We start from the raw sequence: 25246 nt of genomic DNA on the forward strand, positions 1-25246 counted from the left end.
GCTTCAGTATATAAAACAGGGATGTTTTATTAAAAAATAGAAGTGAGCGAATACCACATTCGTTTGAAGAATCCTGGTTTTTTACTGGTTGGTTTGGCTGTTTGTTCTGAAACAAGGTGATATTTTCTTAAATCATTATATGTATAGCGATACCAGTGACTGTTGGGATAGTTATATCCCAATACAGACGCTGTCTTACGGGCTTGATCTGTAAGTCCCAATTTTAAGGAGACTTCAACGAGACGATGTAATGCTTCTGCTACATGGTTGGTCGTTTGATAGTCTAAAATAACCCGTTGATAACGGGTAACAGCGGCCTCATAGTTTTTTTGCTGTTCATAAAAGCGTCCGATGAGCATTTCTTTACCGGCGAGATGGTCACGGCATAAGTCAATCTTGAGCTGTGCATCACGGGCATAGGAGGTTCCGGGAAAACGGCTTACTACATCATTCAAGGCACTAAGCGCTTCCATTGTGCCTTGCTGATCTCTTGTGACATCTGAAATGCGTTCGTAATAACATAAGGCGCGAAGATAAAAGGCATAGGGTGCATCTGGGCTATTTGGATGAAGCTGTAAATAGGTTTCCAATTGTTTTACCGCTTCCGGATACTTATTTTGCAGATAATAAGCATATCCTTCCATTAGTTGGGCATTAGGGGTATAGCCTGAATAAGGGAAATTCTCCTGTAATAACTCGAATTGTTTAGTGGCTAATTTGTATTTCCTAATCTTGATGCCATCTATACCGTTGTTGTACAGTTGTTCAGGAGTATTTTCCTGATATGTTGCTGCTGAATTATCATTCAACTTTTTTTGATCTTTATGACCGCCACCACATGCAACGAGACTCGTCGCAAGTAATAATGGGAAAAAATGTCGTATTGGATAAAAATAACGTTTTTGATTCACTGTATCCACAGTTTTAACGACTTTCTATTCTATAAAATGGCACAAAATAAAAATAATGTTTCTTTTATAACATGGAAGAAAGAAAGAGGAAGATTTTAATTTAGTAAAATTAAATTTTGTTTTGCAGGTGAGGTTTTTATGTTTCTTGTCTGAGAGGATATCTGTCTAGAGAAATGACCTGGGAATCATGGTAAACCCTGCCTGATAATTGATGGGAAAATTGAAAGCGCCATGCATCTGTTTGTTTCATCAAAGCGTGAAGTAACATATTGTTTAGCTTATGTCCTGATTTATATCCAATAAATTTTCCATACAGTCGGTAGCCTGCCAAAGATAAATCGCCTATGGCATCAAGCATTTTATGTTTGACAAATTCATTTGGACAGTATAATCCTTCCGGATTTAGAATTTTTCCGTCATCAACAACAATGGCATTTTGTAGGCTACCCCCTTTTGCCAAACCCATTTTATGAAGTGTATCTATTTCTTTTTTAAAGGTGAATGTTCTACAGAAGGCTATTTCTCTTTGAAAATTCTGGGGGGTTAGATCCATGTCAAAGGTTTGTTTTCCAATCAGAGAATTTGGAAAATCAATCGTTAATGACAATGATAGTTGATTTTCGGATGATGGATGAAATTCAGCAAAAGCGTCGTTATACTCTACCCGAACAGGTTTCATAATTTGTATGGCGGGTTTGTCTGCATAAAGAGATTGTCGGCCAGCCTTATGTAGAAGCGTGGTGAATTTGGCGGCAGATCCATCCAAAACGGGCATTTCAGGCCCATTGCATTCGATAAAAAGATTGTTAATTTGATAGCCTGCCAGCGCAGACATAATATGTTCGACCGTTCCTATTCTGATATTTGGGTTATTCGGAGAAGCAATAACCGTGCTAAGACTTGTATCAATAACATTATTATAATGGGCTGGAATTGGTGTGTCATCAAGATCTGTTCTAAAAAATACAATTCCTGTTCCTACTGGGGCTGGAATCAATTTTACATGAACCAACTTGCCTGTGTGCAATCCCATTCCTGAGAAATTAACAGGAGAGGCAAGGGTATATTGCGAGAATAAGTTTATATTATTTGTAAATTTGGAAGATAGCAATGAATTATATGCGATGTTTACCTTTTTTGAAGTGGGTAGAACCTGCGGATAATTCATAGTTTTCTCCTCTAAATAATTACCAAGATTTAATAACTCACATGAATTTCATTATAATTTTTAGTAAGGGAATACTAGTCAAAGATTATTGCATAGTGTTACGCATTTGATATTTTATTAGAGGCTTCAAAACTTTTGAAGCCTCTAATAAATAATATTATCTTGATTTTCTACGAAGAAAAGCCGGTATATCCAAGCTTGCTTCTTCAGCTGAAAATTGACTTTTCTGGTCATTTTTGTTGGAATTCTCACTATTGGAGACAGAGGGTTCATTCTTTTTTTGATGATAGGAAGGTGAACCATTATTGCTTCTTCCTCGTAAGGCACCGGTAACAATACCAAAAAGACTGCGTGAGGGAGCAGTGTTAGTTTCGGGTTCCTGATGACGTGAATCTGAAAATAAACCTGAACGTGGTGATGTTTTTGACACACGTTCTGGGACAGAATCAGGGGAGGGAGGGGTTGGATCATCAGAAAAATTTGTTTGATTCTTTTCTTTCGATTGATCAAATGATGCTTTGGCCTCAGATGATACATTTAAAGAAGATTCATCCGATTTTTTTTCTGTATCAAACTGTGTCTGATTATTTTCAGAAGGTGTATCTGTTTGTGCGTTATCTGAATCTTTTGATTGTGCGGTATCGTTTGAAGATATCTGCTGCTCTTGTTGTACAGTTTGAGATTGCTTTTCATATTGCACCGGGCTGTCTATGCCGGTTGCTACCACTGATACACGAATTTTTCCTGTCAGGTTCTCATCAATGGCGGACCCAAAAATAATATTGGCATCTTCGGCAACTTCTTCACGAATACGGTTGGCTGCCTGATCGACTTCAAACAGAGTCAGATCATCACCGCCCGTAATGTTAATCAACAATCCTTTTGCCCCAGCCATAGACGTATCTTCAAGCAATGGATTGGAAATGGCTTCCTCTGCTGCACGGATAGCCCGATTTTCACCTTCCACCTCTCCTGTTCCCATCATAGCCTTACCCATTTCAGCCATGACTGTTCTGATATCGGCAAAATCAAGATTGACAAGTCCAGGCGACATCATAAGATCTGTCACCCCTTTAACCCCCATATACAACACTTCATCCGCCATTTTGAAAGCATCTTTCCATGTTGTATTTTCAGTTGCTGTACGGAAGAGGTTTTGGTTTGGGATTACGATCAGCGTATCAACAAATTGTTGAAGTTCGGCAATGCCAGCTTCCGCCAATCGAGCCCTGCGAATTCCTTCAAAGGTAAAGGGTTTAGTGACAACTCCGACGGTCAGAATTCCACGTTCACGTGCCATTCTTGCAATGACTGGTGCGGCACCGGTTCCTGTTCCACCACCCATCCCAGCAGTGATAAAAACCATGTGAATATTGTCAAGATGCCGGGCTATTTCATCAGCGGCTTCCTCTGCAGCTGCGCGACCAATATCCGGTTTTGCACCAGCTCCCAGCCCTTGGGTTAGATGGGGACCTAATTGAATACGATTATCAGCATGACTGTTCATCAATTGTTGCGCATCGGTATTGGCAACAACAAATTCTACGCCTTTCAAATGCAATAAAATCATGTTATCCACAGCGTTGGTTCCCCCTCCACCAACACCAATAACAGTAATACGAGGGGTGAAATCTTCATAAGCGGGCTGTGGAATCGTTAAATTGAGTGTCATGAATGTCCTCGAACCGATATTTCGTAAACTATGTGTAAGGTTACAATGGAAAGTTACTATTATACAAAGAAAATATTTATATGTGTATCCTTATAAACTCAATTATTTTTTTAAGGAAACCATTGTTTTTTTTATTCGAGAAATCGAGATCCGCAAGGGTTCTTCCCTCGCCAGCCGCCCAGCAGAGTAAACCGGCAGCAGTAGAAAAGGCAGCCGAGGTTGTACTATCATTGGGTAATCCTATAATATTGTTGGGTTTTCCCAAGCGGATTTGACGGTTCAGGATACGGGCTGCTAAGGGACCGAGTCCTTCAAGTAATGAACCTCCTCCCGTTAATACAACCCTGCCATTTGCTGCTTTGCCAATATTTGAATTATCCAGGCGGTCTCGAATCAATTCAAGTGTTTCTTCTATCCGTGGCCTGATAATAGAAATAACTCTTGATAGCGGAACTTTTGTCATGATTTCGTAATCATCGTCACCGATCATTTGAATGGGCAATTGCTGATATTCGTCGTTATAGGAATATTCAGCACTGCCATATTTAGTTTTAAGCCATTCTGCTGTATCAATTGAGGTTGAAAGAATACCTGCTATATCCCTGGTAATATGGGATCCACCAATCGGAATTTGTGAAGTGTAGAGAAGTTGATTGTCGCCGAAAATGCCAATAGAGGTTGTTCCGCCACCCATGTCCACAATAGTGGCGCCTAAATCCCTTTCGTCTGGTGCCATTACTGCCAGTCCAGCAGCTAGAGGGGTGGATATGATGCTTTCAATTTCCAATTCAGAACGCATTAAGACGGTTGCCAGATTTTTAAGGGATGTGGCGGAAGTGCTGATGATATGTAATGTTGTACTCAGTATTTCACATTGATGTCCTCTGGGATCTTCAACCCCAGCGGTCTCATCAACATTAAAACTTAGAGGCAAGGCATGAATAATTTCACGACCTTCAACTTGGGCTCTCAAAATTCCTTCGTTAACCAGTCGGTATATGTCATGATTGTTGATTTCTCTTCCGCCAATTGGCCATTCGATATTGTAAAGCTGGCTGTCAGGTTTACCGCCAGAAAGATTTACATAAATTTTGTTTAACCGACGCTCGGCTGCCTCTTCTGCCTGTCCAACGGCTGAACGGATTGCACGTTCAGCACTTTTAAGATTAATGATACCACCTTGTTTTACGCCATGAGAGCGTCTCCATCCATATCCAAGAATTTTAAGTTTTCCGTTGGATTTACCCTGTCCAATTAGACAGGTGATTTTTGTACTGCCAATATCCAATACACCGAAAACACCGGGTAAAAATTGTTTTTGCTCGGGTAAGTCATCAGGGGGAAATATATTACTTTTTACTAATTGCCTGGATCGGGCAATAGCGATGGTCTGCTTTGCATGATTGGGGGAATTTCCTTGACTTGTTTTATAATTCAGTTGTTTCATGCACTTAACCATTTCCTCAAGAATTACATTATACCAGAAAAGATTTGATCAAGGTGTTTTTTCGTCATTGTCATTAGAGGGTTCCGGATTATCATTTTCAGGATTGGATGGTGTCGGTTCTTTATCTTTTAGTATGATTAAGCGGTCGGGAAGACGCAAATCAATATGTTTCAGGGGACGATCCAGTAACTGGAACTGTTTTTCATATTGAACTAGTCGTTGAATGGCAGCAATTTCCTGATTTTCGGGAAGTAAAATGATTGTACCATTCTTCAAATTTAGGTTCCAGCGTCTATTCCCGATTCTTACGGCTGCCACCATACGATTTTTGATATCTGGATAAACGGATAAAATGTCGATCAAATCGGAAGCTGTTGTATTTGCACCAATACCGACAACCAAGGGAAGTTTTAAAAAAGCCTGTCCATCTTTTCCATTCATTCCCTGATCGTTGACAATGTTTCCTTTTTTATCAATAAGTTTGAATTTTCCTTGGTTTTGCCAAACGGCAAAGGGACTGCGTTCAATAATGTGGACAATTAAAGTATCCGGTAATTGACGTTTGATAACGGCATAATTGACAAAAGTTAGGCCATTTAGGCGTTTTTGCGCATCTTTGATGGAAAAATTAAGGATCGGATCACCAATGTTGATACCAAGGGCCTGTTTTATTTCATATTCAGTGGTCAGTTTACAGCCATCAATAATGATATGAGCCAGTTTCATCGGAACAAGTTTGGCTGTTTTTGTTCTGAAAAGTGAAAATTCCTGTTCCGATGCGAACTTATAAATGGCCCATCCACCCCCGATAAAAAGCCCAAGGATGATAAGAAGAAAGAAAAAGGGACGAAGCATTCGCTTCAAACGGCGATAGGCTATTTTTTGTTTTGAGGGACGATCATCCTGATGATTCGGTCGCCTTTTTAAGTACGACATTTTGCTTTTTCCACAAGATGTGAACATAGTTCGGGATAGGTTATCCCACAAAAGGCGGCTTGTTCTGGCAGCAGAGAAGTTTTGGTCATGCCGGGTTGTGTATTTACTTCCAGAATATACAAATCACCAGGTTGGTCTCGTGTTTCATTGTGATTATCGTACCGAAAATCAGTGCGGGAAACAGAATCACATCCTAGAATTTTATGAGCTTTTTGCGCATAGTCTAACGCTGTCTGAAAAGCTTGCGGATGTATAACCGCGGGAACAGTATGGGTTGATTGTCCAGCTTGATATTTTGCGTTATAATCGTAAAAAATATGTGTTCCAGATGATATATCGGTTACGGTAAGGGCTTTGTCATCAAGCACGCAGACTGTTAGTTCTTTTCCTGGAATAAATTGTTCAATCAGCGCCTCTTGACCAAAGTTCCATTCCTTTACGATTTTTTCACGTTGTTTCTGTCGGATACTGGCATCGTTTGATTGGATGATATGAACACCTACAGATGATCCTTCTTGAATGGGTTTTACCACATATGGAACAGGTAAGGGATCCCCTGAATCCAATAGCGTGATAGGAACAGATTTACCTTTAGCCACCGGAAGACCGGCTTCATGAAGTAAAATACGGGTAATCTTTTTATTCATCGCGATTGCTGAGGAACATATATTTCCATGGGTGTAGGGTATATTCAACCATTCCAAAACACCCTGAATGGCTCCATCTTCGCCAAAGTTTCCATGCAGAGCATTAAAAACAACATCGGGACGGTTTTTGGTCAGTGAATTGACAATTTCATTTAAATTATCGTTGGCGATTAAATCCGTTACTTCATAGCCTGCCGTATTCAATGCCTCGATTATATTCTTACCACTGGCCAGACTGACTTCTCGTTCAGATGATAATCCTCCCCGCAGAACGGTTACTCGTTTAGCTGACATACTTATTTTCCCTTTGAGCATAAGGTATTCCGATACGTTTTATTTCCCATTCAAGTTCAATACCAAAATCGTTGAAAACCCGTTTTCTTAATTCCTCGCCTAAATTTTCAAGATCGCCAGCTGTCGCTTCCCCTGTATTGATTAAGAAATTACAATGTTTTTCACTGACTTTTGCCCCTCCCATGATAAGCCCTCTGCCTTTAACCATATCGATAAGTTCCCAGGCCTTGTAAGAGGAAATATTCGGTGAGGGGTTGCGAAAAGTGGAACCACCTGTTCTTGAATGAATTGGCTGTGAATTTTCGCGTTGAGCTTTTATTTCGTCCATTGTTTTGTGTATGGTATCTTTGTTGCCGGGTTTACCCCGCAATCTTACACGAGTGACAATACCATCGGGTGGTAAAACAGAATGACGATAGCTTAATTTTAGGTCAGATGAGGAAAGACGGAATAAATCTCCGTTTCGAGTAAGTATTTCTGCCCAGTCCATAATTGTTGCAATATCGGAACCATGGGCTCCTGCATTCATTTTGACTGCCCCTCCAATACTACCGGGAATACCACTCAAGAATTCCATACCTGTTAAACCAAGCTGGGCGGCATATTCCGCGATTGTCATATCCAAACAAGCTGCACCTGCAACAAGTCCTTCACGGTCGGGAATAATTTCATGAAATCCCTTGCGCAATTGAAAACTTATTCCTTGAAGCCCACCGTCACGAATAAGAAGATTAGAGGTGGCTCCTATGGTAAAATAAGGCCACTCCAAGGGCATTGTTTTAAGAATATAGGCAAGATCTTCCGTGTCTGCGGGGTTGATAAGGATTTCGGCATTACCTCCTACACGAAACCAGCTTCTGTTTTTCAACGGGGCATTGTAGGTTATGCGCCCCCTCAGTTCGGGTAATAAATCGGAAATTGCTTCTTTGGTGAAAAGCCCCGTAGACATTAATTTTATCCTTTATTTCATTTTTTTTGTAAGGCTTTTAATTGTTCGGGCAAAGCATGGGCCCAATTTGTAATGGAACCTGCTCCCAAACAGATAACGAAATCTCCAGGTTCGGCAATGGCATTAATCATTTCTGCCAATTGATCGTGTTGGGGCAATGCAACGACAGATTGATGTCCATGCGCTCGCAACCCTTCAACAAGCGCTTCTTTATTGATACCTGGAATAGGAATTTCTCCTGCTGGATAGACATCAGCAACAATGACAGTGCTGGCATCATTCATGCAGGAGCAGAATTCGGCAAATAAATTCTGTAATCTTGAATAACGGTGTGGTTGAATGACTGCAATGACATTATGAGTGGTTGCCTGTCTGGCAGCTTTCAAAACCGCTGCAATTTCGACGGGATGATGTCCGTAATCGTCAATAATGGTAATTTTGTTGACTTCCCCGACACGAGTGAAACGACGTTGCACTCCCTTGAAACCGGCAAAGGCAGAACGAATGTTGTCTTCACTGATATCCATTTCCAAGGCTACGGCAATAGCGGCAAGGGCATTTTGTACATTATGCTGCCCGAGCATTGGAATACGGAACGGACCAAGATGTCGATTGATCTGTTTTTGCCGATCTGTAAAAACAACGTTAAATGTTGTTCCTAACTTATCCATAATAACCTTTTCCGCCCGCACATCAGCTTGTGGGGAAAAACCATAAGTAATGAGACGACGGTCTGAAAGTCGGGGTAACATTTTTTGGACGCTGGGATGATCAATACATAAGACAGCAAAACCGTAAAAGGGGATATGGGAAACAAATTGCTGATAGGCATCTTCCATGGCCTCGACTGTTCCCCAATGATCCATATGTTCTGGATCCATGTTGGTAACAACTGCTATAACAACGGGGAGGCGAAGAAAGGAGCCATCACTTTCATCTGCCTCAACAACCATCCAGTCTCCAGATCCCATTCTTGTATTGGTACCGTATGCTTCAATTATTCCGCCATTGATAACTGTTGGATCAAGTTTGGCATATTCGAGCAATGTTGCGATAAGGCTTGTAGTTGTTGTTTTTCCATGAGTTCCGCCCACAGCAATTGACCAGCGTAACCGCATAAGTTCCGCAAGCATTTCCGCTCTTTGTACAACAGGTATAAAATGAGCTCTGGCTTCTATAACCTCTGGATTATCTTTATTAATGGCAGAAGAGACAACGACAACTTGAGCTTTTCCAAGGTTTTCCGCCCTATGACCAATTTTGATCGGAATGCTTAATTTACGCAGTCTTTCCACATTAGCGTTTTCCGCAATATCAGAACCCTGAATATGATAGCCTAGATAATGTAGAGTTTCAGCAATACCGGACATGCCAATACCACCAATACCGACAAAATGAATGATACCAATTGAAAGAGGAAGGGATCTCATGAAAATGCTCTTGTTAAATGAAGTTAGGATGATAGATTTGCAACAGATCGCTCTATTAAATTAGCCAGATTTTTTGCCGCATTGGGATAGGCAGTTTTATGGGATAAGGCAGCTTTTTGCAATTTTTCTGGATGGCTGAACAAATCATTAATTAATTGCGTTAGGTTTGCAACAGTAAAATCAGGTTGATTGATCAACCATGCCGCTCCTTCTTTCTCAAGAATTTGGGCATTATAATACTGTTCCTTGTTGGCGGCATGGGGATAGGGAACTAAAATAGCCGGACGGTTAGTCAGGGCAAGTTCTGCCGTGGATGATCCTCCTGATCGGCCAATTACTAGGTGGGCTTTTTGTAAAAGATCTCCAATGTTCGTTAAAAAAGGTGATAGTTCTGCTTTTATTTCGTTTTTCTGATAATATCGGGTTATTGTTTCAATATCTTCTTGACGCACCTGTTGCGTGATGCGCAGTTTTTTACGTAAGGATAGAGAGAGATTTCCCAAAGCGTAAGGAACAATTTCACCAAAAATTCTTGCTCCTAAAGATCCTCCCCAGATTAATAGATGAATTGTTTCTTTAGGAGGTTCATAAACGGATGGATAAAGGGAGGTGATATCAGGTCGCACGGGAAGACCGGTCACTATTATTTTATCAGAATTGGACAACCCTTTCGTGATAGGAAAAGATGTCGCTATTTTGGTGGCGAAAGGTGCAAGAAAGGCATTGGCCTTGCCAATAATTGCGTTACCTTCATGAAGAATGATGATGGGTCTATTTTTTTTGGATAATAATCGTGTTGCAAAAAGAGGCGGAATGGAAGGATATCCACCAAACCCGACAATTGCAGAAACGTGATTCTGAACCAGGATCTTTCTTGCCTCGATAATCCCCTTCATCAAGGAAAAGGTATTAACTATTTTTTTCATTATTGTTTTTTTGTTGATGCCAGCACTATCAATAACGAATTGACGAATGTCATGCCATGAAGCCAATTCTCGATCTTCAATCCTTTTATCCGTCATAAAAAACACAGGATAATCTCGTCTGGTGAGCTGTAGGGCAAGGGATTTGGCTGGGAAGAAATGACCACCTGTTCCCCCTGCGGCAATGGCTATAGCAGGTTTGTTCATTGAACTAAATTTCTCTTACTGAATGGCTGGAAACCATTTTTTGAAAATTTGGGGGCCTCTATCCTGTGTCTTGTCAAAGCAAGCACCATACCAATGGCCAATGCAACAGACATGGCGGATGAACCACCGTATGAGATGAAAGGTAAGGTCATGCCTTTTGTTGGAATAAGGTGAAGGGTAGAGGCCATGTTGATAAAAGCTTGTAATCCAAAACCGGTAATGATGCCTGTTGTTGCCAAAATGATGAAAGGATTGTCTTCCTTGATCATTTTTAACAAAGAACGTACAACAATGAAACAGAATATTAAAATAATAATCATGCAAACAATCATTCCGTATTCTTCACCCGCAACAGCAAACACAAAATCAGCATGTGCATCGGGCAAGAGATCTTTCACGCGTCCTTCACCCGGTCCACGTCCCATCATTCCACCATTTCCAAACGCACGCAGAGCGGTGTCAATCTGATAATGATCACCAACATTGGGATGAAGAAAGCGTTCAACACGAGAACGTACATGTGGAAAAACGGTATAGGCACCGATAAAAGCGGCAATCATGGCCCCAAAAGCAGAAAATACCCAAAACAGGTTGAGACCATTTACGAAAAGCTGGGTTAGCAAAACAGCGGTAATTACGACAAGCATGCCGATATCGGGTTGAGATTTTAAAAGGAAAAGGATAACACCATAAAAAATAAAAGTTATGAGAAGATTAGGAATATAAAATCGTTTGTTCCATCGAGTTAAAAACCAAGCCGTTAAAACCGCAAAGCAGGGTTTTAAAAATTCAGAAGGCTGGACAGACATCATTGGTAAGGCAATCCATCTACGGGCCCCCTTGATTTCCATACCATGAACAAGGGTATAGGCGGTTGCCACTATGGCAATAAAACTTCCAATAATTCCAAGTCTTTTTATCCCCTCCACAGACAGCATTGAGGTAACCATGATAATCAGGGCTGCAATACTCAGGAACATGATTTGTTTAAAGATAAACATGTCTCGTGATGCTCCAATTCTCTGTGCAACGGCAGGGCTGGCGGCCAGCATTAAAATATAGCCAAACCCGATCAACAAACCGACACTTCCCAACATCCAATGATCGATATTTCGCCACCATCGTGCCAGTAATGAATTATCGAGACGGGAAACATTGGACATGATAAATTTCCTAATCGTTCAGGTTTTGACGGAATGATGTTTCTAGTTGCTTGACAAGTTGAATAAACACATTCCCTCTTTCCTCAAAGCTATCAAACTGGTCAAAGCTGGCACAGGCAGGAGAGAGCATTACAGTATGAATATGATGTTGTTTGGCAAATGCAAAAGCGAGAGGGACTGCTTGATCAAGTGTGTGAACAATCTGGTAATGGACGTGATATCTATCCAGGGTTTTGGCTAGCAGTGGTGCATCTTTACCAATCAATAAAGCGAATTTTATTTTAGAAAAATAGGGTGCAAGATCGTCTATTCCTTTAGCCTTGGCCAATCCACCAGCAATCCATACGATTTTATTATAGCAGGTAAGTGCCTTCGAGGTCGCATCTGCATTGGTGGCTTTACTATCATTGATAAAAGTCACTGAATCAATGGTTGCGACAGGTCGCTGTCGATGGGCAAGTCCATTAAAAGAATTAAGACTTTCCGCTATCTGTTGCCGTGCAACGCCCAAAGCGAGGGCCATTGCCGTAGCAGCCGCAGCATTCTGTGCATTGTGTTGCCCAGGAAGAAGACTTGCTTGATTTAAATCAGCAATAATGCCTTTCTTGTCTTGCAGAAGATGCTGATCAACCCAAAAATCGGCATTGATATCTTTTTTCCCAGATATTTTTTTAACCGGAATATCATTTTGGACAAGTCGTTTCGCAATAGATTTACAGTAATCATCCTCTATTCCAATAATTGCCATATCCTGTTGATTTTGATGATCAAAAATATGATATTTGGCTTGAACGTATCCTTTCATGTCTCCATGTCGTTCAATATGATCTGGCGTAATATTTAACAAGCATGCGATATCTGCTTTGAAACTGGATAAGCGCTCAAGCATATAGGAGGACATTTCAAGAATGTAAACACCATCGTCCTCCAAATATGGAAGGGATAGGGATGCCGGTCCCAGATTACCTCCTGCTACAGATGGTATTTTAGCTTCTGTTAGAATATGGTTTAGTAAAACTGTGGTCGTTGATTTACCATTTGTGCCAGTTATAGCCACGAAACGTGCTCGGGACCCTGATTTTTTGATAGCTTGATATAAAATCTCTGCATCTGAAAGAATTGGAATTGCATTCATCCGGGCAAGTTCTGCAACAGGGTGGGGTTTTGGTAAAAAATGCGGAATACCAGGAGATAAAATTAAGGCATTGAAATTTTCCAGGTTTTTAAAAGGTGCAAGATGGGGCTTTAACTTTTCAGGGATTTGCTGACGAGCTTTGGGTTGATCATCCCAGACCTGTATTGTTGCTCCCATTTGCAAGAGACGTTGGGAAGCGGCAATGCCATTTTTACCTAACCCTAAAATGGCGTAATGATTATTTTTGAATAAATCTTTTGGGAAATCCATTTTAACGCAGTTTCAATGTTGCTAAACCAATAATGCCTAAAATAATGGAAATAATCCAGAAACGAATAACAATTTTTGATTCGGCCCATCCTTTTTTTTCAAAATGGTGATGTAAAGGTGCCATGAGAAAGATTCTTGTTTTAGTTTTTTTATACCATGCGACTTGAATAATGACGGATAGCGTTTCAATTACAAATAAACCGCCGACGATACACAAGACCAGCTCATGTTTTACGGCAACGGCAACAGATCCAATGGCGCCACCCAATGAAAGAGAGCCTGTATCCCCCATAAATACAGAAGCCGGAGGGGCGTTAAACCATAAAAATCCTAGTCCTGCCCCTATGACAGCAGCACAGAATATGGCCAACTCCCCAGTTTTAGGAATAAAATGCAATTGTAGATAATCGGCAAAAACACTATTTCCGACAATATAGGCAATCAGCGCAAAAACAAAAAAGGAGATAACAACTGGAACAATGGCAAGCCCGTCAAGTCCATCCGTGAAATTAACCGCATTACCAAAACCACTTATGACAATCATCCCAAAAAGAGGGAAAAAATAGCCTAATGGAATAAGGACATTTTTAAGAAAAGGAAGTGCTAGATCATTGGCCATTCCTGAAGGGGTCAGTTGTTGTAAAAAATAAGTTGCAACCAGTGAGATTAAAAATTCCCCGCCCAAACGTGTGCTTTTACTTAATCCATCACTGTTATGTTTTGCCAGTTTTTTATAATCATCAAAAAAACCTATCAGGCCAAATCCAAAGGTGACAAATAGTACGATCCAGATAAATCCGTTGGTCAGGTCAGCCCATAAAAGCGTTGAAATTAATAAAGTGGATAAAATTAAAATTCCTCCCATAGTAGGAGTTCCTGCTTTTTCTTTCAAATGCCGTTCCGGGCCAAGGGCACGAATGGGCTGACCTTCACGCTGAATCTGGTGAAGTTTGGCTATTATATAGGGACCCAACCAAATGCTAAGGAAAAAAGCCGTGAAACAGGCGGCAACAGCACGAAATGTTATATAACGAAAAAGATTAAGTAAAAAGGCATAGGCCAGCCCATGATGCATAATCAGATCATATAGCATTAATTTTTCCTTTGATTCATTTTTTGAGTTAACGCCCTAACAATTTTTTCCATATGCATTCCATGACTTCCTTTCACCAGAACAGTGTCTCGATCTTGCAATTGCTGATGAATGAAAGGGATTAACTGTTCTGCATTTTTACACCATTTCCCTTGTATAGGTCGGGGAAGTTGATCAAATACAATTTTCATTGAGGAGCCGCAAGTAAAAACAAGATCAGAATTCTGTATAATACTGGGAATCAAGGAGAGATGCTCCTTTTCGCTATATTCATCCAGTTCGAATATATCCCCTAAAACTGCGATACGTCGTTTGGGACTCAATAATGTCAGGGTTTTTAATGCGGCCTGAATTGAAAGGGTTGATGCATTATAGCTTTCATCTAGAAGAATTCCTGTTTTATCTATCAAAGGTAAGATTTCTCCTCGTCCTGACCCAGCTGTAAATTGATGCAGGGCGGTAATTGCCTGTTGCAAATCGAGTTTCAAGGAGAATATTGCACCGAGTACAAGGGAGGCATCATGAATGAGATGTTGCCCGGGAGACGCAAGAGAGACGGAAAAGATTTCATTAACTGTTTTAAATTTGAAGATTGAATAATCTGCACCAAGATTTATGGACTGGATTTGAAAATCAGCCTTTTCTGATAAACCTGTTCTGTAAAAATGAACATGATATTGCATTGCTCGTTTTTCAAATAAAGTGAAATCATAAACTGTTTCAGGCAGAATAAGGATGCCGTTTTTTGACAGAGCGGTGATAATCTGGCTTTTTTCCTCGGCAATTGCATCCAGGGTTTTCATCAATCCAAGATGGGAGGATGATACCGTAGTAATAATTGCTATGTCAGGTTTAACCATGGCAGCCAGGGGGGCTATTTCGCCACTGTGGTTCATGCCAATTTCACTGATACAATAGTCGACATCAGAGGGAAGCCTTGCCAAAGTGAGGGGAACGCCCAGATGGTTGTTATATGAACCTTCGGCAGCATGAATTTTTCCAAAAGGCTGCAAAGCGTTTTTAAGCATTTCCTTTGTTGTGGTTTTACCGACACTTCCAGTGATCGCTATGGCTTTTCCATGAAAACGCTTTCTGGCATAAATCCCCATTTTTGTAAGGGCATGTAACGTATCCGAGACAATTAAAAAGGGTAATTGACTGTTAAATTGGGAAGGAATATGCGTGACAATGACACAAGATGCTCCATTGGCAAGAGCCTGTTGAATATAGTCATGACCATCGCTATTTTCACCTTTAATGGCAATAAAAATATCCCCGGGTCGCAAGGTTCTGGTATCAATGGAGACACCCGTTCCATGTATGGCCTGATGAATGGATAAGGTACCTCCAGTGGCCTGGATAAGATCAGTTTCGTTCCAAAGGAATGTCATAAATATCTCATATATTTCTGTACTATTTTTACATCATCAAAAGGATGGATAGTATTCCCGATAATCTGGCCTTGTTCATGCCCTTTACCAGCAATAACTAAAATATCGCCAGGTTGAAGTTTTTTAACTGTTTGTGCAATGGCCTCTTCTCTGCCAGCGATTTCAACGGCCCGTGGAAAACCTTTTTTAATTTCATTACGGATCAGTGCGGGATTTTCATGCCGGGGATTATCATCCGTAATAATGACATGGTCTGCATATTTTCCCGCCTCAAGAGCCATCAGAGGGCGTTTGCCTTTGTCACGGTTCCCACCTGCCCCAAATATAATATATAACTCATGATGAACATGTGGACGCAAAGATTGTAAAAGATGGGTCAATGCATCAGGTGTATGGGCATAGTCAACATAAACAGTTGCCCCATTTGGTAAGACGGCAGCCTGTTCCATGCGTCCTTTCACGCCTTTTAGTTTGGGAAGTAGAGGAACAAGGGATTCAAGATGTTCAGAATCTTTTGCGATAAGTGCCATAGAAAGTAGAATATTATCTATCTGGTAACGGCCAAGTAAAGAAAGGGTTGTTGTAACACGGTTTCCTGAAGCTGTTTTATAGGTTATTTCCTGACCATGGGGTAAGGGTTTAACATGATTTAGACGCAAAAAATTTCCTTTGATGCCAACCAGTCTCAATTGTTGTTTTCTTTTTTTTATTATATTTAATAATGTTTCAAGAACGGATGCATTCATATCACTGTTCAATGCGGCAATGGCATTTGATGGTAATATATCTGTAAATAATCTTTGTTTTGCCTGAAAATATGCTTCAAAACTGTGATGGTAATCCAGATGATCCCGGGTTAGATTTGTAAAAGCTGCCGCTTCTAATTCAATATTGTCAAGCCGGTATTGAGCCAATCCATGTGAAGATGCTTCAATGGCAACATGTGTTACATGTTTTTTGGCAAGATTTTGCATAATTTCATGTAAAATAATAGTGTCAGGTGTGGTTAATACCGGTCCTGTATAATGATAGCCAGCATTATTGAGAACGCCCAAAGTGCCAATTGAAGCGGATTTCAGATTTTCCAGCTCCCATAACTGTCTGGCAAAATCGACGGTGCTTGTTTTACCATTTGTACCTGTAACCGCTATTTTATGATGGGGTAACTTCGGATAAAATAAGGAAGTTATTTTTGCTATCACTTGACGGGGATTATCACAGTAAATGGGAACGCACTGGCTCGGCAAATCCATGTTTGACCCATTGGTCAAGAGAATCGTATTGGCTCCATTTTCAATGGCCTGTTGAATGAATGCTTGTCCATCAAGCTGATTTCCAGGCAAAGCGGCAAAAAGAAAATCTTTTTGCACTTTCCGGCTGTCCAGTGCAATTCCCCTTATTTCATGATTGGGGAAATAATCGGGAATATTGATATAGTATCGTAATGTATCAAGTGAAATCATGGTAAAATGAAACTGATTATTCTGAAGGGGAAGAAGATGATATATTTTTGTGTCTAGATTTTGTTTTTAATGCGGATTTTGTTTGTCGATTAAGGCGAGGATCGCCCGGATCATTTCCTGGACCGAGAGCTTTTACTCCTTTAGGAACTGCAGGACGTAGAGGAATGGATAACTCATTATCTATCCTTCCGGCGTTCTTTATATCTGGAAATAATCCAAGCATGGGTCCAATACGTGCAATGATTTTGGATACAGTTGGTGCCGCATTCCATCCGGCTGTTGTCCAGCCATGGGTAAATTTGGTTGGCTTTGGACTATCCAGCATGACATAGACAGCATATCGGGGATTGTTCATTGGAAAAACAGCAGTGAAGGCTGATACATTGACATGTTTTAAATAACCCCCACCTTTTCCCACTTTTTCACTGGTACCAGTTTTCCCTCCTACAAAATAACCTGGAACCTCTGCGTTTTTGCCCGTTCCCTGTGTAACATCTAAACGAAGTATTTTCCTTAGAATAAGGGAATTTTTATCGGAAATAACTTTTTCTCCATCAGGTATGTCAGTTCTAGATGAGGTTGGATCAATAATTACCGGAGGCATTGTCTCATCCTGTCTTGATAATAGAGTGGGCCTGATCAGGTAACCGTCATTCACTGTTGCCGCGGTTCCTCGAACAATGGCTAAAGGGGATTGTGCGATACCGTGACCAAAGGCGACAGTCATGATGGTGGATATTCCCCAATTTCTGGCAGAAGGCACCAAAGGACGACCTGCTTCGGGTAGTTCAATTGGAACGCGTGCTAAAAAACCCATTCTTTGTAACCAGGCACGCTGTTTTTCTCCCCCAACATCAAGGGCGATGTGTGCAGATGCAGGGTTTGAGGAATAGGCCAATACTTCAGGTAGGGAAAGATAGGGAGCAAAATGATCTGTTTTCAAGTCGTGAATGGTAAAGCGACCCACCCTGACTGGTGCTGTTGCAAAACGGTCCCAAATATGTATCCCGCCAACCTCCAAAGCCATAGCTGCGTTTTGAAGCTTAAAGGTTGATCCAGGTTCGTACATCCCGTTTGTGGCGCGATTGAATCTTTGATTTGGGGGGGCTTTATTGAAAAAATTTGCATCATAATCGGGTAAACTCACCATTGCCAGAATTTCCCCGGTATGAACATCCATGATAATACCGCATGCAGCTTCTGCCTGAAAAGTTTGCATCGCTGCCTCCACTTCTTCCTGTACCGCGGTTTGAACATGAGTATCAATGGATAATTTTAAAGAGGAATGATCATTCATCAAGCGCTGGTCAAGATACTTTTCAATACCTGCAATACCGTGATCGTCAATATCCACGCTGCCGAGAATATGGGCTGCCAATCGTCCTAGTGGATAATGTCTGCGTTCGCCACTTTCAAAATAAATTCCTGGAATGCCAAGGTTATTGATATCAATCTCCTGTTTTGGAGAGATATCGCGAGCTATATAAACAAACTGTTTTTTAGACGAGAGTCTTTGAGTGGTTTTTTCAATATTTAGATTGGGAAGAATGGATTTCAGTTTTTGAGCAACATCGTCAGGGTCAATAATTTCGACAGGATTTGCATATAACTGTGCCACGGGGAGAGAAATGGCCAAAATCTGTCCATTTCTGTCAATAATAGAGGCTCTGTGGATTTGAGGTAACGAAAAATCTCCAGCAATGGTTCCTTTTGGATCGCTAATTGGAATTGGGGGAACCTGGGGAGCGATTTGCTGTTTTTGAGGGGGCAAAGGTGCTATGATGGTTGCAAAAATTAATTTTAGCATAACCGCGCCATAAATGACGCAGAAGCCGCATGCTGTGATAAATAAGCGAAGTCTGGTTTTATCTATTTGATAGGTATTAATTTTTTTTTTTTGATTTTTTTTTCTTTTTTCAAAAGATTGTCTATAAGGTTGACCCTTTTGTGAACCTTTTCCATAATTTATCATTTATTTTAACTTTATAGAATTCATTGAGAAAAAGGAACAGGTGCGGGTAGGGAATCATCAGCGTCGTCCCCAAAGGCTGATTCAGAATGATAATGCTGTTTTTGTTTGCTGTTTTGGGCGATTTTTACCGGCGCCGCATGTTTTGGTTTTGCATTGGTCGATACGACGGTGTGTATTTCCTTTTTACCAATGGTGTCATTGTTATTCTTTTCTTTTACAATTGACATCGGCTCGGAACTGTCAGCAATTGAAAATGCAGGTCGAACTGCAGGTTTATGGGCGGATTTTTTGATTAAGGCTGTTGTTTTGATATTTTTTTTATCAATTCGTGGGATATCAGGGAAATCATTTGTTGCTAGATTTTCGTCATCATCCCTAACATTTTGAACAGGTTTGCTTCTGATAGGAGATTTTTTAATGTTTTTGTTTGAAATATCATCAGAGGAATCAATTGTATTATTCGTTTTTTTAGCAGTGTAGATTTCGGGTTTTCTGGAAGGGGAATTGAAGGATGAAGATTGGTTTTCTTCATCCGAAGTGCTCGGTTTTGTTGGGGAGTCATGATGTTGTCTGGTCGTATTACTTGAAACAATAGCAGGTTCGGGCTTGTCATCAGGGTTGTTCAAGGTTTGTCCATGATTATTAGCGACCGCAAGGAGCAGCTGTTTGCGTGTTTTATCCTCGATCTGTTCCTTTTGAATGGGAGGAAGCACATTGAGCAAGGATGACATTTGTACAAATTGAGTGGGAGCCAAAGGGTGCAATTTTGGCAGAAAGTTGTTGGCCAGAGTTTTTAAACGGTCAGGCTGATTAAGTAAAGTCCATTCTGTCCGTAACATTGCCGTCCGGGCTTTTAGCCGTTCCGTATCATGCACAATCTTGGCGATTTGATGATCCAGTACGGTGGTTTTATGTTTTTGAGTGTACAGGATCATTCCAGATAGGCCGGCAAGTACTGAGCAAAATAACGTTAATGGACGGATTATCATCAGGATATACTCCTTGTTTTCTGCCCTGCAAGACGTTTAATGGCTCGTAATTTCGCACTTCGTGAACGGGGATTTAAAAGGGCTTCATATTTTGAAGGACGAAGAGGCTTATGGGTTAGGGCTTCAAACTTAATCAGTTCGGATTTTTGATGTAGGGATTGAGGATGATGTCTTGAAGGACTTGCAATATTGCCAGTTGCCTGATTCATGATTTCTTTGACAATACGGTCTTCCAGGGAATGAAATGAGACAACAATCAGTTTTCCATCTGGTTTAAGAAGGGAAAGTGCACTTGTTAAGACTTGCCTGATTTGTGTCAATTCATCATTGACGGCAATTCTTAGCGCCTGAAAAGATCGAGTTGCGGGATTAATCTCATTTTTTTTGGACGGAACAATCCTTTTAATCAGGTTTGCCAGTTGTTGTGTTGTTTCAAAAGGTTTTTCAAGTCTATCCTGAATGATGGCTCGAGCGATACGACGTGAGAAACGTTCCTCACCATAATACCATAGAATATCTGCCAATTCGGTTTCGGACAACTGGTTAACGAGATCAGCCGCAGTTTTTCCAGATTTACTCATTCTCATATCCAGCGGTCCATCAAACCGGAATGAAAAACCTCTTTCTGCCTCGTCCAACTGAAAAGAGGAAACTCCCAGATCAAGAACAATACCATCCAGAGATTGGATGTTATTTTCATGAGCAAGCGTTTCAAGTTGAGCAAAATCCCCCTGTAAAAGACGAAGCGTGGGATAGTCGTCAACAATTTTTTGTCCTCGCCTGATGGCATCGGGATCACGATCAATTCCCCATACATTGCAATTGGCTGCGGAAAGAATGGCCTTGCTGTACCCACCTCCACCAAAGGTTGCGTCAATATAAACCGCTTCGGATTTTGGTTGTAAAAGGTCAATTACTTCGTTAAGCATGACGGGGAAATGACCATTGATATCAATTGCTGAATAATTGTCGGCCATGATTATTGGTCCGCTTGCTCAGTTTTAGCCTTGGCGGCGTGTGGCAGAATGACCATTTTTGTTCGTTTAAGCACGGATTCATAATGTTTTTGTGCGGCTACAGGTTCCCAAATTTGGAAAATTGTCCCAAGTCCCATAAAAGTGACCTTATTGGTCAGGTTGGCATGTTGTTTTAGAATGTCAGGAAGGATAATCCTTCCCTCACGATCAACTTCAATAGGCCAGGCCTGGGCGTAAATAAGGGTTGCGAGGTCATTATGTTCTGTTGAAAGAATGTTGACATCATCCAATACGGCGGTCAGTTTGTTGAAAATGGCAAATGGCCATCCTTCGATACAGGGTAAAGTATGAGAGGGGCGAAGAATAAAGGAAAGTTCTTCCTTGGTGGTTTTTTCTTTGCGTAAATTTAAGCGGAAATTTGCTGGAATAGATACTCTTCCTTTGGCATCCAGTCGATTTTGATGTGATCCAAGGAACAAATTCATTACAGGCTATCCCAGATTTAATTTGAATTGATATTGATCTTTGCTTTTATTTTACATTATAGCCTTTGGGATATCATGGGTAAATATGGGAGGTCAAATAATTACGCTGGAAATCACTTTTATTTCATAAAATTTCATGAAATCATGATTGAGATGTATATGAATTATCGTTAAAATGCCGTAAAAATTATAGTTTTGCATCTTGATGGAAATTTATGGATAAAATTAAAATCAGATAGCGTGTAAGCCGGGTTCTGTTTTTATGAAACATAAATGATGATCATTCATCTTGAATACGATTCGCACCGTATTTCATGCAACCAACCCAGGTAACAGGGCGGAAAAACCCTGATTTAACTGTAAATCTGTTACCTCTATTAGGTTTTGCTCCCGGTGGGGTTTACCATGCCATTCCTGTTGCCAGTCATGCGGTGTGCTTTTACCACGCCTTTTCACCCTTACTTGCATTTATAAATAAATTGGCAAGCGGTTTGTTTTCTGCGGCACTTTCCCTAAGGTCACCCTCGCCAGTCGTTAACTGGCACCGTTTTTCCGTGGAGCCCGGACTTTCCTCTATTTACGATGCAGATCATGTAAATAGCGATCATCTGGCTATCTGATGGTGTTAAGATGTCGCTATTTCGTGCAAAAAGCAAGATGATTTTATAAAATATCCAACAGGTGAATGATTTTAAAGCTGCATTATGGATGTGAAACTAAAATTTTCCCCTTCTGGGTTTTCACCAATACGAAGAATTCCGGGTTTTAAAATTTTATAGGGGGGAACGGGAAGGTTATAAGGTGCTGGAACATTGTTATATACTCTTCCCGCCAAATCAAATTTAGATCCATGACACGCACAATTGTAATATCCGCCAAGTGAATTTCCCAAATTAAGGCTTGGAATACATCCGAGATGCGTGCATACACCAATCAAAACCGCAATTTCTGGCTGAATTGATCGGTGCCAGTTTCTCGTATAGGGAGGTTGTTGCAACTCTTTACTGCTTGGATCACGTAAACGGATCAAAAGTTCTTTGTCTTGTAAAAGTGCAAGTGTTTTGGCTGGACGATGAAGAATAAATACAGCATGTCCCTGCCACATAACGGTAATTTGCTGACCCTCTTTAAGCGAGGAGATATCAACATCCGTGTAATTATGAGTGATGGTGGTATTTTGAGTGTTTAAACTGTTTATAAAAGGCCATGTGCAAACCACACCTCCTACCGTTACTGAACTTGCGGTAAGCAGGGTTAGGAAACTACGACGTGGTACAGTAGGGGGAGAGGAAGATTGATTCATTATGAAAGTTGATATAATGATTATTTAATGAAGCGGGTAAAAATGATTGGGTGTATTTTTATCAATTTGTATACTACCATTTTGCCTATTAACACGAAAGGTAAAAATTGTCGGGAAATTCTTTTTTGTATTCAGACATTCCTGATTGTGTTTTTCATGAATTTCAATATTTAAAATTGTTGATCCATCATCATTGTTGATCACGGGAATTAAGCATCTAAGAGGGATTTCTGTTAGATTTTTATCTGTGATGGTCTGTTTTAGATATTTTATTACAGATTGATTATTAGACCAGTCGATTTTCTGTCTTACAAACTGATCGGTCAATTGATCCAACCAACCCATTTCTTGGCAAAAAATAATACCGCCAGATAAGAGTAGCGCAACAATCACGCGTTGTATTATTCTTTTCTTTAAAGAGTTTCTTGATGGAGAAAATGCAGGTCTATCGGATTTTGTCATCAGTTTTTCAGATTGATCAAATAATGGGATTATATAATTAAGTTAAAAAATGAAACTGGATAATCAATATTGAGACTTTATTTAATTCAAAATGAAGTCGTTGCAAAGATCATTAAAATAGAATGGAAAAGATAAAAACAAAAACCATGAATTCATTCTATAAATAATTTTTAGGTAGTTATTAATAAGTAAAAATTCATTAACATCTATCCATCTTATGGATTAAGTTTTTTATCTTTAAATGCAGTTTTTTAATCACCATGACTTAAATTGATAAAATCATGGTGATCAACAATCACTATTCTGTCATATTTTCGTGCCAAACATGATTTGCCCGATCTAATAGGTCAAGAGCTTCTTGTGGTCCCCAGCTACCAGCCTTATAATATGTTAATGGGGTTAGATTTTTTGCCCAACCATCAAGAATGGGTTCTATCCAGCGCCATGAAGCTTCGACTTCATCACGACGGATGAAAAGAATGGGATCCCCTTTGACGACATCCATCAAAAGCCCTTCATAGGAATCGGGGTAGCGGATATGAAAGGCTGTAGGAAATTCGATATTGATTGAGGTGCTGCGTAAATTCGTATAGGTTTTTTGTGGATCCTTGATTTGCAGGGATAATGAAACACCCTCGTCTGGTTGAATACGAATCACAAGGCGGTTCGCTTTTGGTGGCGTGGCAAAAAGATTCCAGGCGGAGGGTTTGAACTGAATAATGATTTCACTGACCTTTTTTGCAAGCCTCTTTCCTGTTCTCAGGTAAAATGGTACACCTCCCCAACGGGCGGTATTGATTTCGGCTTTTAAAGTAATGAAAGTTTCTGTATTGCTTTGATCCTTACCAAGATCCTCAAGATATCCGGGTATTTTTTCATTTTTGTAAATGCATGATGTATATTGGCCGCGAACGGTATTATCCTTGATATCCTGTTCCGTCATGGGTTTTAAAGAACGAAGGACTTTTAACTTTTCATTTCTCAGGTCATCGGCATTTAATGAAATGGGAGGATCCATGGCCACCATACATAAAACCTGTAAAAGATGGTTCTGAACCATATCCCTTAATGCGCCAGCTCCATCATAATATCCACCCCGTTTACCTACCCCTACGGTTTCAGCAGCGGTGATCTGGACGTAGTCAATGGCATCCGAATTCCAAAGCCGTTCAAAAACTGGATTGGCGAAACGAAGGGCAATAACATTCTGAACAGTTTCCTTGCCAAGATAATGATCAATACGGTAGATATTATTTTCAGGGAAATGCTTGCCAACACGCTGGTTGATCTCTTCGGCAGTTTTTAACGAGGTTCCAATGGGTTTTTCAAGGATTATACGGGTTGTCGGAGTGATCAGTTTTTTCAATGCAAGATTGTCACAAATATCACCATACAATCTTGGTGCAGTCGCGAAATAAAAAATGCGAATATCATTAGCCTTGTTATGTTCGAATTTCGCTTGCAGTTCTGGCCAGTTGCTATCAGCTTCTGCACCATTTAAGCTGACGTAGGAAATAAGATTTAAAAAATTTCTAATATTTTCTGGATCTTGATAGGATTCTTGAACAAATTCAACCAATCCGTCATGAATGCGTTTTTTAAAATCATCGTCTGTCAAAGGTGATCTTGCTGTACCGATAATACGAGTTTGGGGTGGAATTTGTTTGTCCAGATAACGATAATACAATGCGGGTAATAATTTCCTTGCAGTTAGGTCGCCTGTTGCCCCAAAAATGATAATATCAAAAGGCGCATAGGCTTGTGTCTGTTCCATAAATTTGGTCTCTCTATATTCTATAAAGTTTAATTTTTGAATATTATTTTGAATCGTATATATTTTATGAATCTACTCTGTAATATTTTTTTGATAGTAACATGCTTTTCAAAACAGGAAAAAATATTCTTTAAATTTTCAAAGGATTAAAATTTTCATATTCTGAGGCTATTGGCGATTGACCT

General features: G+C 40.3%; 21 protein-coding genes and 1 other RNA gene. All 22 read right to left on the reverse strand.

Annotated elements, in window-relative coordinates; translation table 11 throughout:
• Nucleotides 1-29: 29 nt before the first annotated feature.
• The 22 genes from H3R28_RS00580 to zwf all read right to left on the reverse strand — a co-directional run bounded on the left by H3R28_RS00580 (nt 30) and on the right by zwf (nt 25061).
• Entirely contained in the window at nt 30-920 is an 891-nt protein-coding gene (locus H3R28_RS00580) for an outer membrane protein assembly factor BamD (RefSeq protein ID WP_110438476.1), read from the reverse strand.
• A gap of 127 nt (nt 921-1047) precedes the next feature.
• Nucleotides 1048-2079: a UDP-3-O-acyl-N-acetylglucosamine deacetylase gene (gene lpxC / locus H3R28_RS00585; protein WP_198209387.1), complete on the reverse strand. Its 1032-nt coding sequence runs from the start codon at nt 2077-2079 to the stop codon at nt 1048-1050.
• A gap of 157 nt (nt 2080-2236) precedes the next feature.
• Entirely contained in the window at nt 2237-3751 is a 1515-nt protein-coding gene (ftsZ, locus tag H3R28_RS00590; protein WP_198209385.1) for a cell division protein FtsZ, read from the reverse strand.
• Nucleotides 3752-3827: 76 nt separating this feature from the next.
• Nucleotides 3828-5198 carry a cell division protein FtsA gene (gene ftsA / locus H3R28_RS00595; protein WP_232351186.1) on the reverse strand — a complete coding sequence of 457 codons (1371 nt, stop codon included), beginning with the start codon at nt 5196-5198 and terminating at the stop codon, nt 3828-3830.
• Between the two features lie 48 nt (nt 5199-5246).
• The gene (locus H3R28_RS00600) at nt 5247-6134 is read right to left on the reverse strand and encodes a cell division protein FtsQ/DivIB (protein ID WP_198209381.1); all 888 of its coding nucleotides are present in this window, start codon (nt 6132-6134) and stop codon (nt 5247-5249) included.
• Entirely contained in the window at nt 6122-7075 is a 954-nt protein-coding gene (locus tag H3R28_RS00605) for a D-alanine--D-alanine ligase (RefSeq protein ID WP_198209379.1), read from the reverse strand. Before H3R28_RS00605 ends, H3R28_RS00600 begins: the two co-directional genes overlap by 13 nt.
• A complete protein-coding gene (gene murB, locus H3R28_RS00610; protein ID WP_198209377.1) occupies nt 7065-8024 on the reverse strand; it encodes a UDP-N-acetylmuramate dehydrogenase in 960 nt (319 codons plus the stop codon). Before murB ends, H3R28_RS00605 begins: the two co-directional genes overlap by 11 nt.
• Nucleotides 8025-8041: 17 nt before the next feature.
• Nucleotides 8042-9454, reverse strand: a complete 1413-nt coding sequence (gene murC / locus H3R28_RS00615; protein WP_198209375.1) for a UDP-N-acetylmuramate--L-alanine ligase — start codon at nt 9452-9454, stop codon at nt 8042-8044.
• 23 nt (nt 9455-9477) lie between these two features.
• Nucleotides 9478-10584 carry an undecaprenyldiphospho-muramoylpentapeptide beta-N-acetylglucosaminyltransferase gene (murG, locus tag H3R28_RS00620; protein WP_198209373.1) on the reverse strand — a complete coding sequence of 369 codons (1107 nt, stop codon included), beginning with the start codon at nt 10582-10584 and terminating at the stop codon, nt 9478-9480.
• Nucleotides 10581-11747: an FtsW/RodA/SpoVE family cell cycle protein gene (locus H3R28_RS00625; RefSeq protein ID WP_198209371.1), complete on the reverse strand. Its 1167-nt coding sequence runs from the start codon at nt 11745-11747 to the stop codon at nt 10581-10583. Before H3R28_RS00625 ends, murG begins: the two co-directional genes overlap by 4 nt.
• A 10-nt stretch (nt 11748-11757) precedes the next feature.
• Entirely contained in the window at nt 11758-13152 is a 1395-nt protein-coding gene (gene murD, locus H3R28_RS00630; protein ID WP_198209369.1) for a UDP-N-acetylmuramoyl-L-alanine--D-glutamate ligase, read from the reverse strand.
• Between the two features lies 1 nt (nt 13153).
• A complete protein-coding gene (gene mraY / locus H3R28_RS00635; protein WP_198192601.1) occupies nt 13154-14245 on the reverse strand; it encodes a phospho-N-acetylmuramoyl-pentapeptide-transferase in 1092 nt (363 codons plus the stop codon).
• On the reverse strand, nt 14245-15636 hold the full coding sequence (gene murF, locus H3R28_RS00640; protein WP_198209367.1) for a UDP-N-acetylmuramoyl-tripeptide--D-alanyl-D-alanine ligase: 1392 nt from the start codon (nt 15634-15636) through the stop codon (nt 14245-14247). The genes mraY and murF overlap by 1 nt, the downstream gene beginning before the upstream one ends.
• Nucleotides 15633-17099, reverse strand: a complete 1467-nt coding sequence (locus tag H3R28_RS00645) for a UDP-N-acetylmuramoyl-L-alanyl-D-glutamate--2,6-diaminopimelate ligase (RefSeq protein WP_198209365.1) — start codon at nt 17097-17099, stop codon at nt 15633-15635. The genes murF and H3R28_RS00645 overlap by 4 nt, the downstream gene beginning before the upstream one ends.
• A gap of 16 nt (nt 17100-17115) precedes the next feature.
• The gene (locus tag H3R28_RS00650; protein WP_198209363.1) at nt 17116-19071 is read right to left on the reverse strand and encodes a penicillin-binding protein 2; all 1956 of its coding nucleotides are present in this window, start codon (nt 19069-19071) and stop codon (nt 17116-17118) included.
• 20 nt (nt 19072-19091) lie between these two features.
• Nucleotides 19092-20060, reverse strand: a complete 969-nt coding sequence (locus tag H3R28_RS00655; RefSeq protein ID WP_198209361.1) for a hypothetical protein — start codon at nt 20058-20060, stop codon at nt 19092-19094.
• Nucleotides 20060-21037 carry a 16S rRNA (cytosine(1402)-N(4))-methyltransferase RsmH gene (rsmH, locus tag H3R28_RS00660; protein WP_198209359.1) on the reverse strand — a complete coding sequence of 326 codons (978 nt, stop codon included), beginning with the start codon at nt 21035-21037 and terminating at the stop codon, nt 20060-20062. The genes H3R28_RS00655 and rsmH overlap by 1 nt, the downstream gene beginning before the upstream one ends.
• 2 nt (nt 21038-21039) lie before the next feature.
• Nucleotides 21040-21522, reverse strand: a complete 483-nt coding sequence (gene mraZ, locus H3R28_RS00665; RefSeq protein WP_122123948.1) for a division/cell wall cluster transcriptional repressor MraZ — start codon at nt 21520-21522, stop codon at nt 21040-21042.
• Nucleotides 21523-21749: 227 nt separating this feature from the next.
• Nucleotides 21750-22142, reverse strand: an RNA gene (gene rnpB, locus H3R28_RS00670) — RNase P RNA component class A.
• 71 nt (nt 22143-22213) lie between these two features.
• Nucleotides 22214-22825 carry a ubiquinol-cytochrome c reductase iron-sulfur subunit gene (gene petA, locus H3R28_RS00675; RefSeq protein WP_110438458.1) on the reverse strand — a complete coding sequence of 204 codons (612 nt, stop codon included), beginning with the start codon at nt 22823-22825 and terminating at the stop codon, nt 22214-22216.
• A gap of 24 nt (nt 22826-22849) precedes the next feature.
• The gene (locus tag H3R28_RS00680; protein WP_198209357.1) at nt 22850-23287 is read right to left on the reverse strand and encodes a hypothetical protein; all 438 of its coding nucleotides are present in this window, start codon (nt 23285-23287) and stop codon (nt 22850-22852) included.
• A 298-nt stretch (nt 23288-23585) separates the two neighbouring features.
• A complete protein-coding gene (gene zwf / locus H3R28_RS00685; RefSeq protein WP_198209355.1) occupies nt 23586-25061 on the reverse strand; it encodes a glucose-6-phosphate dehydrogenase in 1476 nt (491 codons plus the stop codon).
• Between the last annotated feature and the right edge of the window lie 185 nt (nt 25062-25246).

Source organism: Commensalibacter sp. M0268, from assembly GCF_016101925.1.
Lineage (GTDB): Bacteria > Pseudomonadota > Alphaproteobacteria > Acetobacterales > Acetobacteraceae > Commensalibacter > Commensalibacter melissae.

Bases quoted from the DNA above. Each gene is read 5' to 3' on its own strand.
- lpxC (WP_198209387.1), bottom strand. From the start codon at position 2,079: ATGAATTATCCGCAGGTTCTACCCACTTCAAAAAAGGTAAACATCGCA.
- ftsZ (WP_198209385.1), bottom strand. From the start codon at position 3,751: ATGACACTCAATTTAACGATTCCACAGCCCGCTTATGAAGATTTCACC.
- ftsA (WP_232351186.1), bottom strand. From the start codon at position 5,198: ATGAAACAACTGAATTATAAAACAAGTCAAGGAAATTCCCCCAATCAT.
- H3R28_RS00600 (WP_198209381.1), bottom strand. From the start codon at position 6,134: ATGTCGTACTTAAAAAGGCGACCGAATCATCAGGATGATCGTCCCTCA.
- H3R28_RS00605 (WP_198209379.1), bottom strand. From the start codon at position 7,075: ATGTCAGCTAAACGAGTAACCGTTCTGCGGGGAGGATTATCATCTGAA.
- murB (WP_198209377.1), bottom strand. From the start codon at position 8,024: ATGTCTACGGGGCTTTTCACCAAAGAAGCAATTTCCGATTTATTACCC.
- murC (WP_198209375.1), bottom strand. From the start codon at position 9,454: ATGAGATCCCTTCCTCTTTCAATTGGTATCATTCATTTTGTCGGTATT.
- murG (WP_198209373.1), bottom strand. From the start codon at position 10,584: ATGAACAAACCTGCTATAGCCATTGCCGCAGGGGGAACAGGTGGTCAT.
- H3R28_RS00625 (WP_198209371.1), bottom strand. From the start codon at position 11,747: ATGTCCAATGTTTCCCGTCTCGATAATTCATTACTGGCACGATGGTGG.
- murD (WP_198209369.1), bottom strand. From the start codon at position 13,152: ATGGATTTCCCAAAAGATTTATTCAAAAATAATCATTACGCCATTTTA.
- mraY (WP_198192601.1), bottom strand. From the start codon at position 14,245: ATGCTATATGATCTGATTATGCATCATGGGCTGGCCTATGCCTTTTTA.
- murF (WP_198209367.1), bottom strand. From the start codon at position 15,636: ATGACATTCCTTTGGAACGAAACTGATCTTATCCAGGCCACTGGAGGT.
- H3R28_RS00645 (WP_198209365.1), bottom strand. From the start codon at position 17,099: ATGATTTCACTTGATACATTACGATACTATATCAATATTCCCGATTAT.
- H3R28_RS00650 (WP_198209363.1), bottom strand. From the start codon at position 19,071: ATGATAAATTATGGAAAAGGTTCACAAAAGGGTCAACCTTATAGACAA.
- H3R28_RS00655 (WP_198209361.1), bottom strand. From the start codon at position 20,060: ATGATAATCCGTCCATTAACGTTATTTTGCTCAGTACTTGCCGGCCTA.
- rsmH (WP_198209359.1), bottom strand. From the start codon at position 21,037: ATGGCCGACAATTATTCAGCAATTGATATCAATGGTCATTTCCCCGTC.
- mraZ (WP_122123948.1), bottom strand. From the start codon at position 21,522: ATGAATTTGTTCCTTGGATCACATCAAAATCGACTGGATGCCAAAGGA.
- petA (WP_110438458.1), bottom strand. From the start codon at position 22,825: ATGAATCAATCTTCCTCTCCCCCTACTGTACCACGTCGTAGTTTCCTA.
- H3R28_RS00680 (WP_198209357.1), bottom strand. From the start codon at position 23,287: ATGACAAAATCCGATAGACCTGCATTTTCTCCATCAAGAAACTCTTTA.
- zwf (WP_198209355.1), bottom strand. From the start codon at position 25,061: ATGGAACAGACACAAGCCTATGCGCCTTTTGATATTATCATTTTTGGG.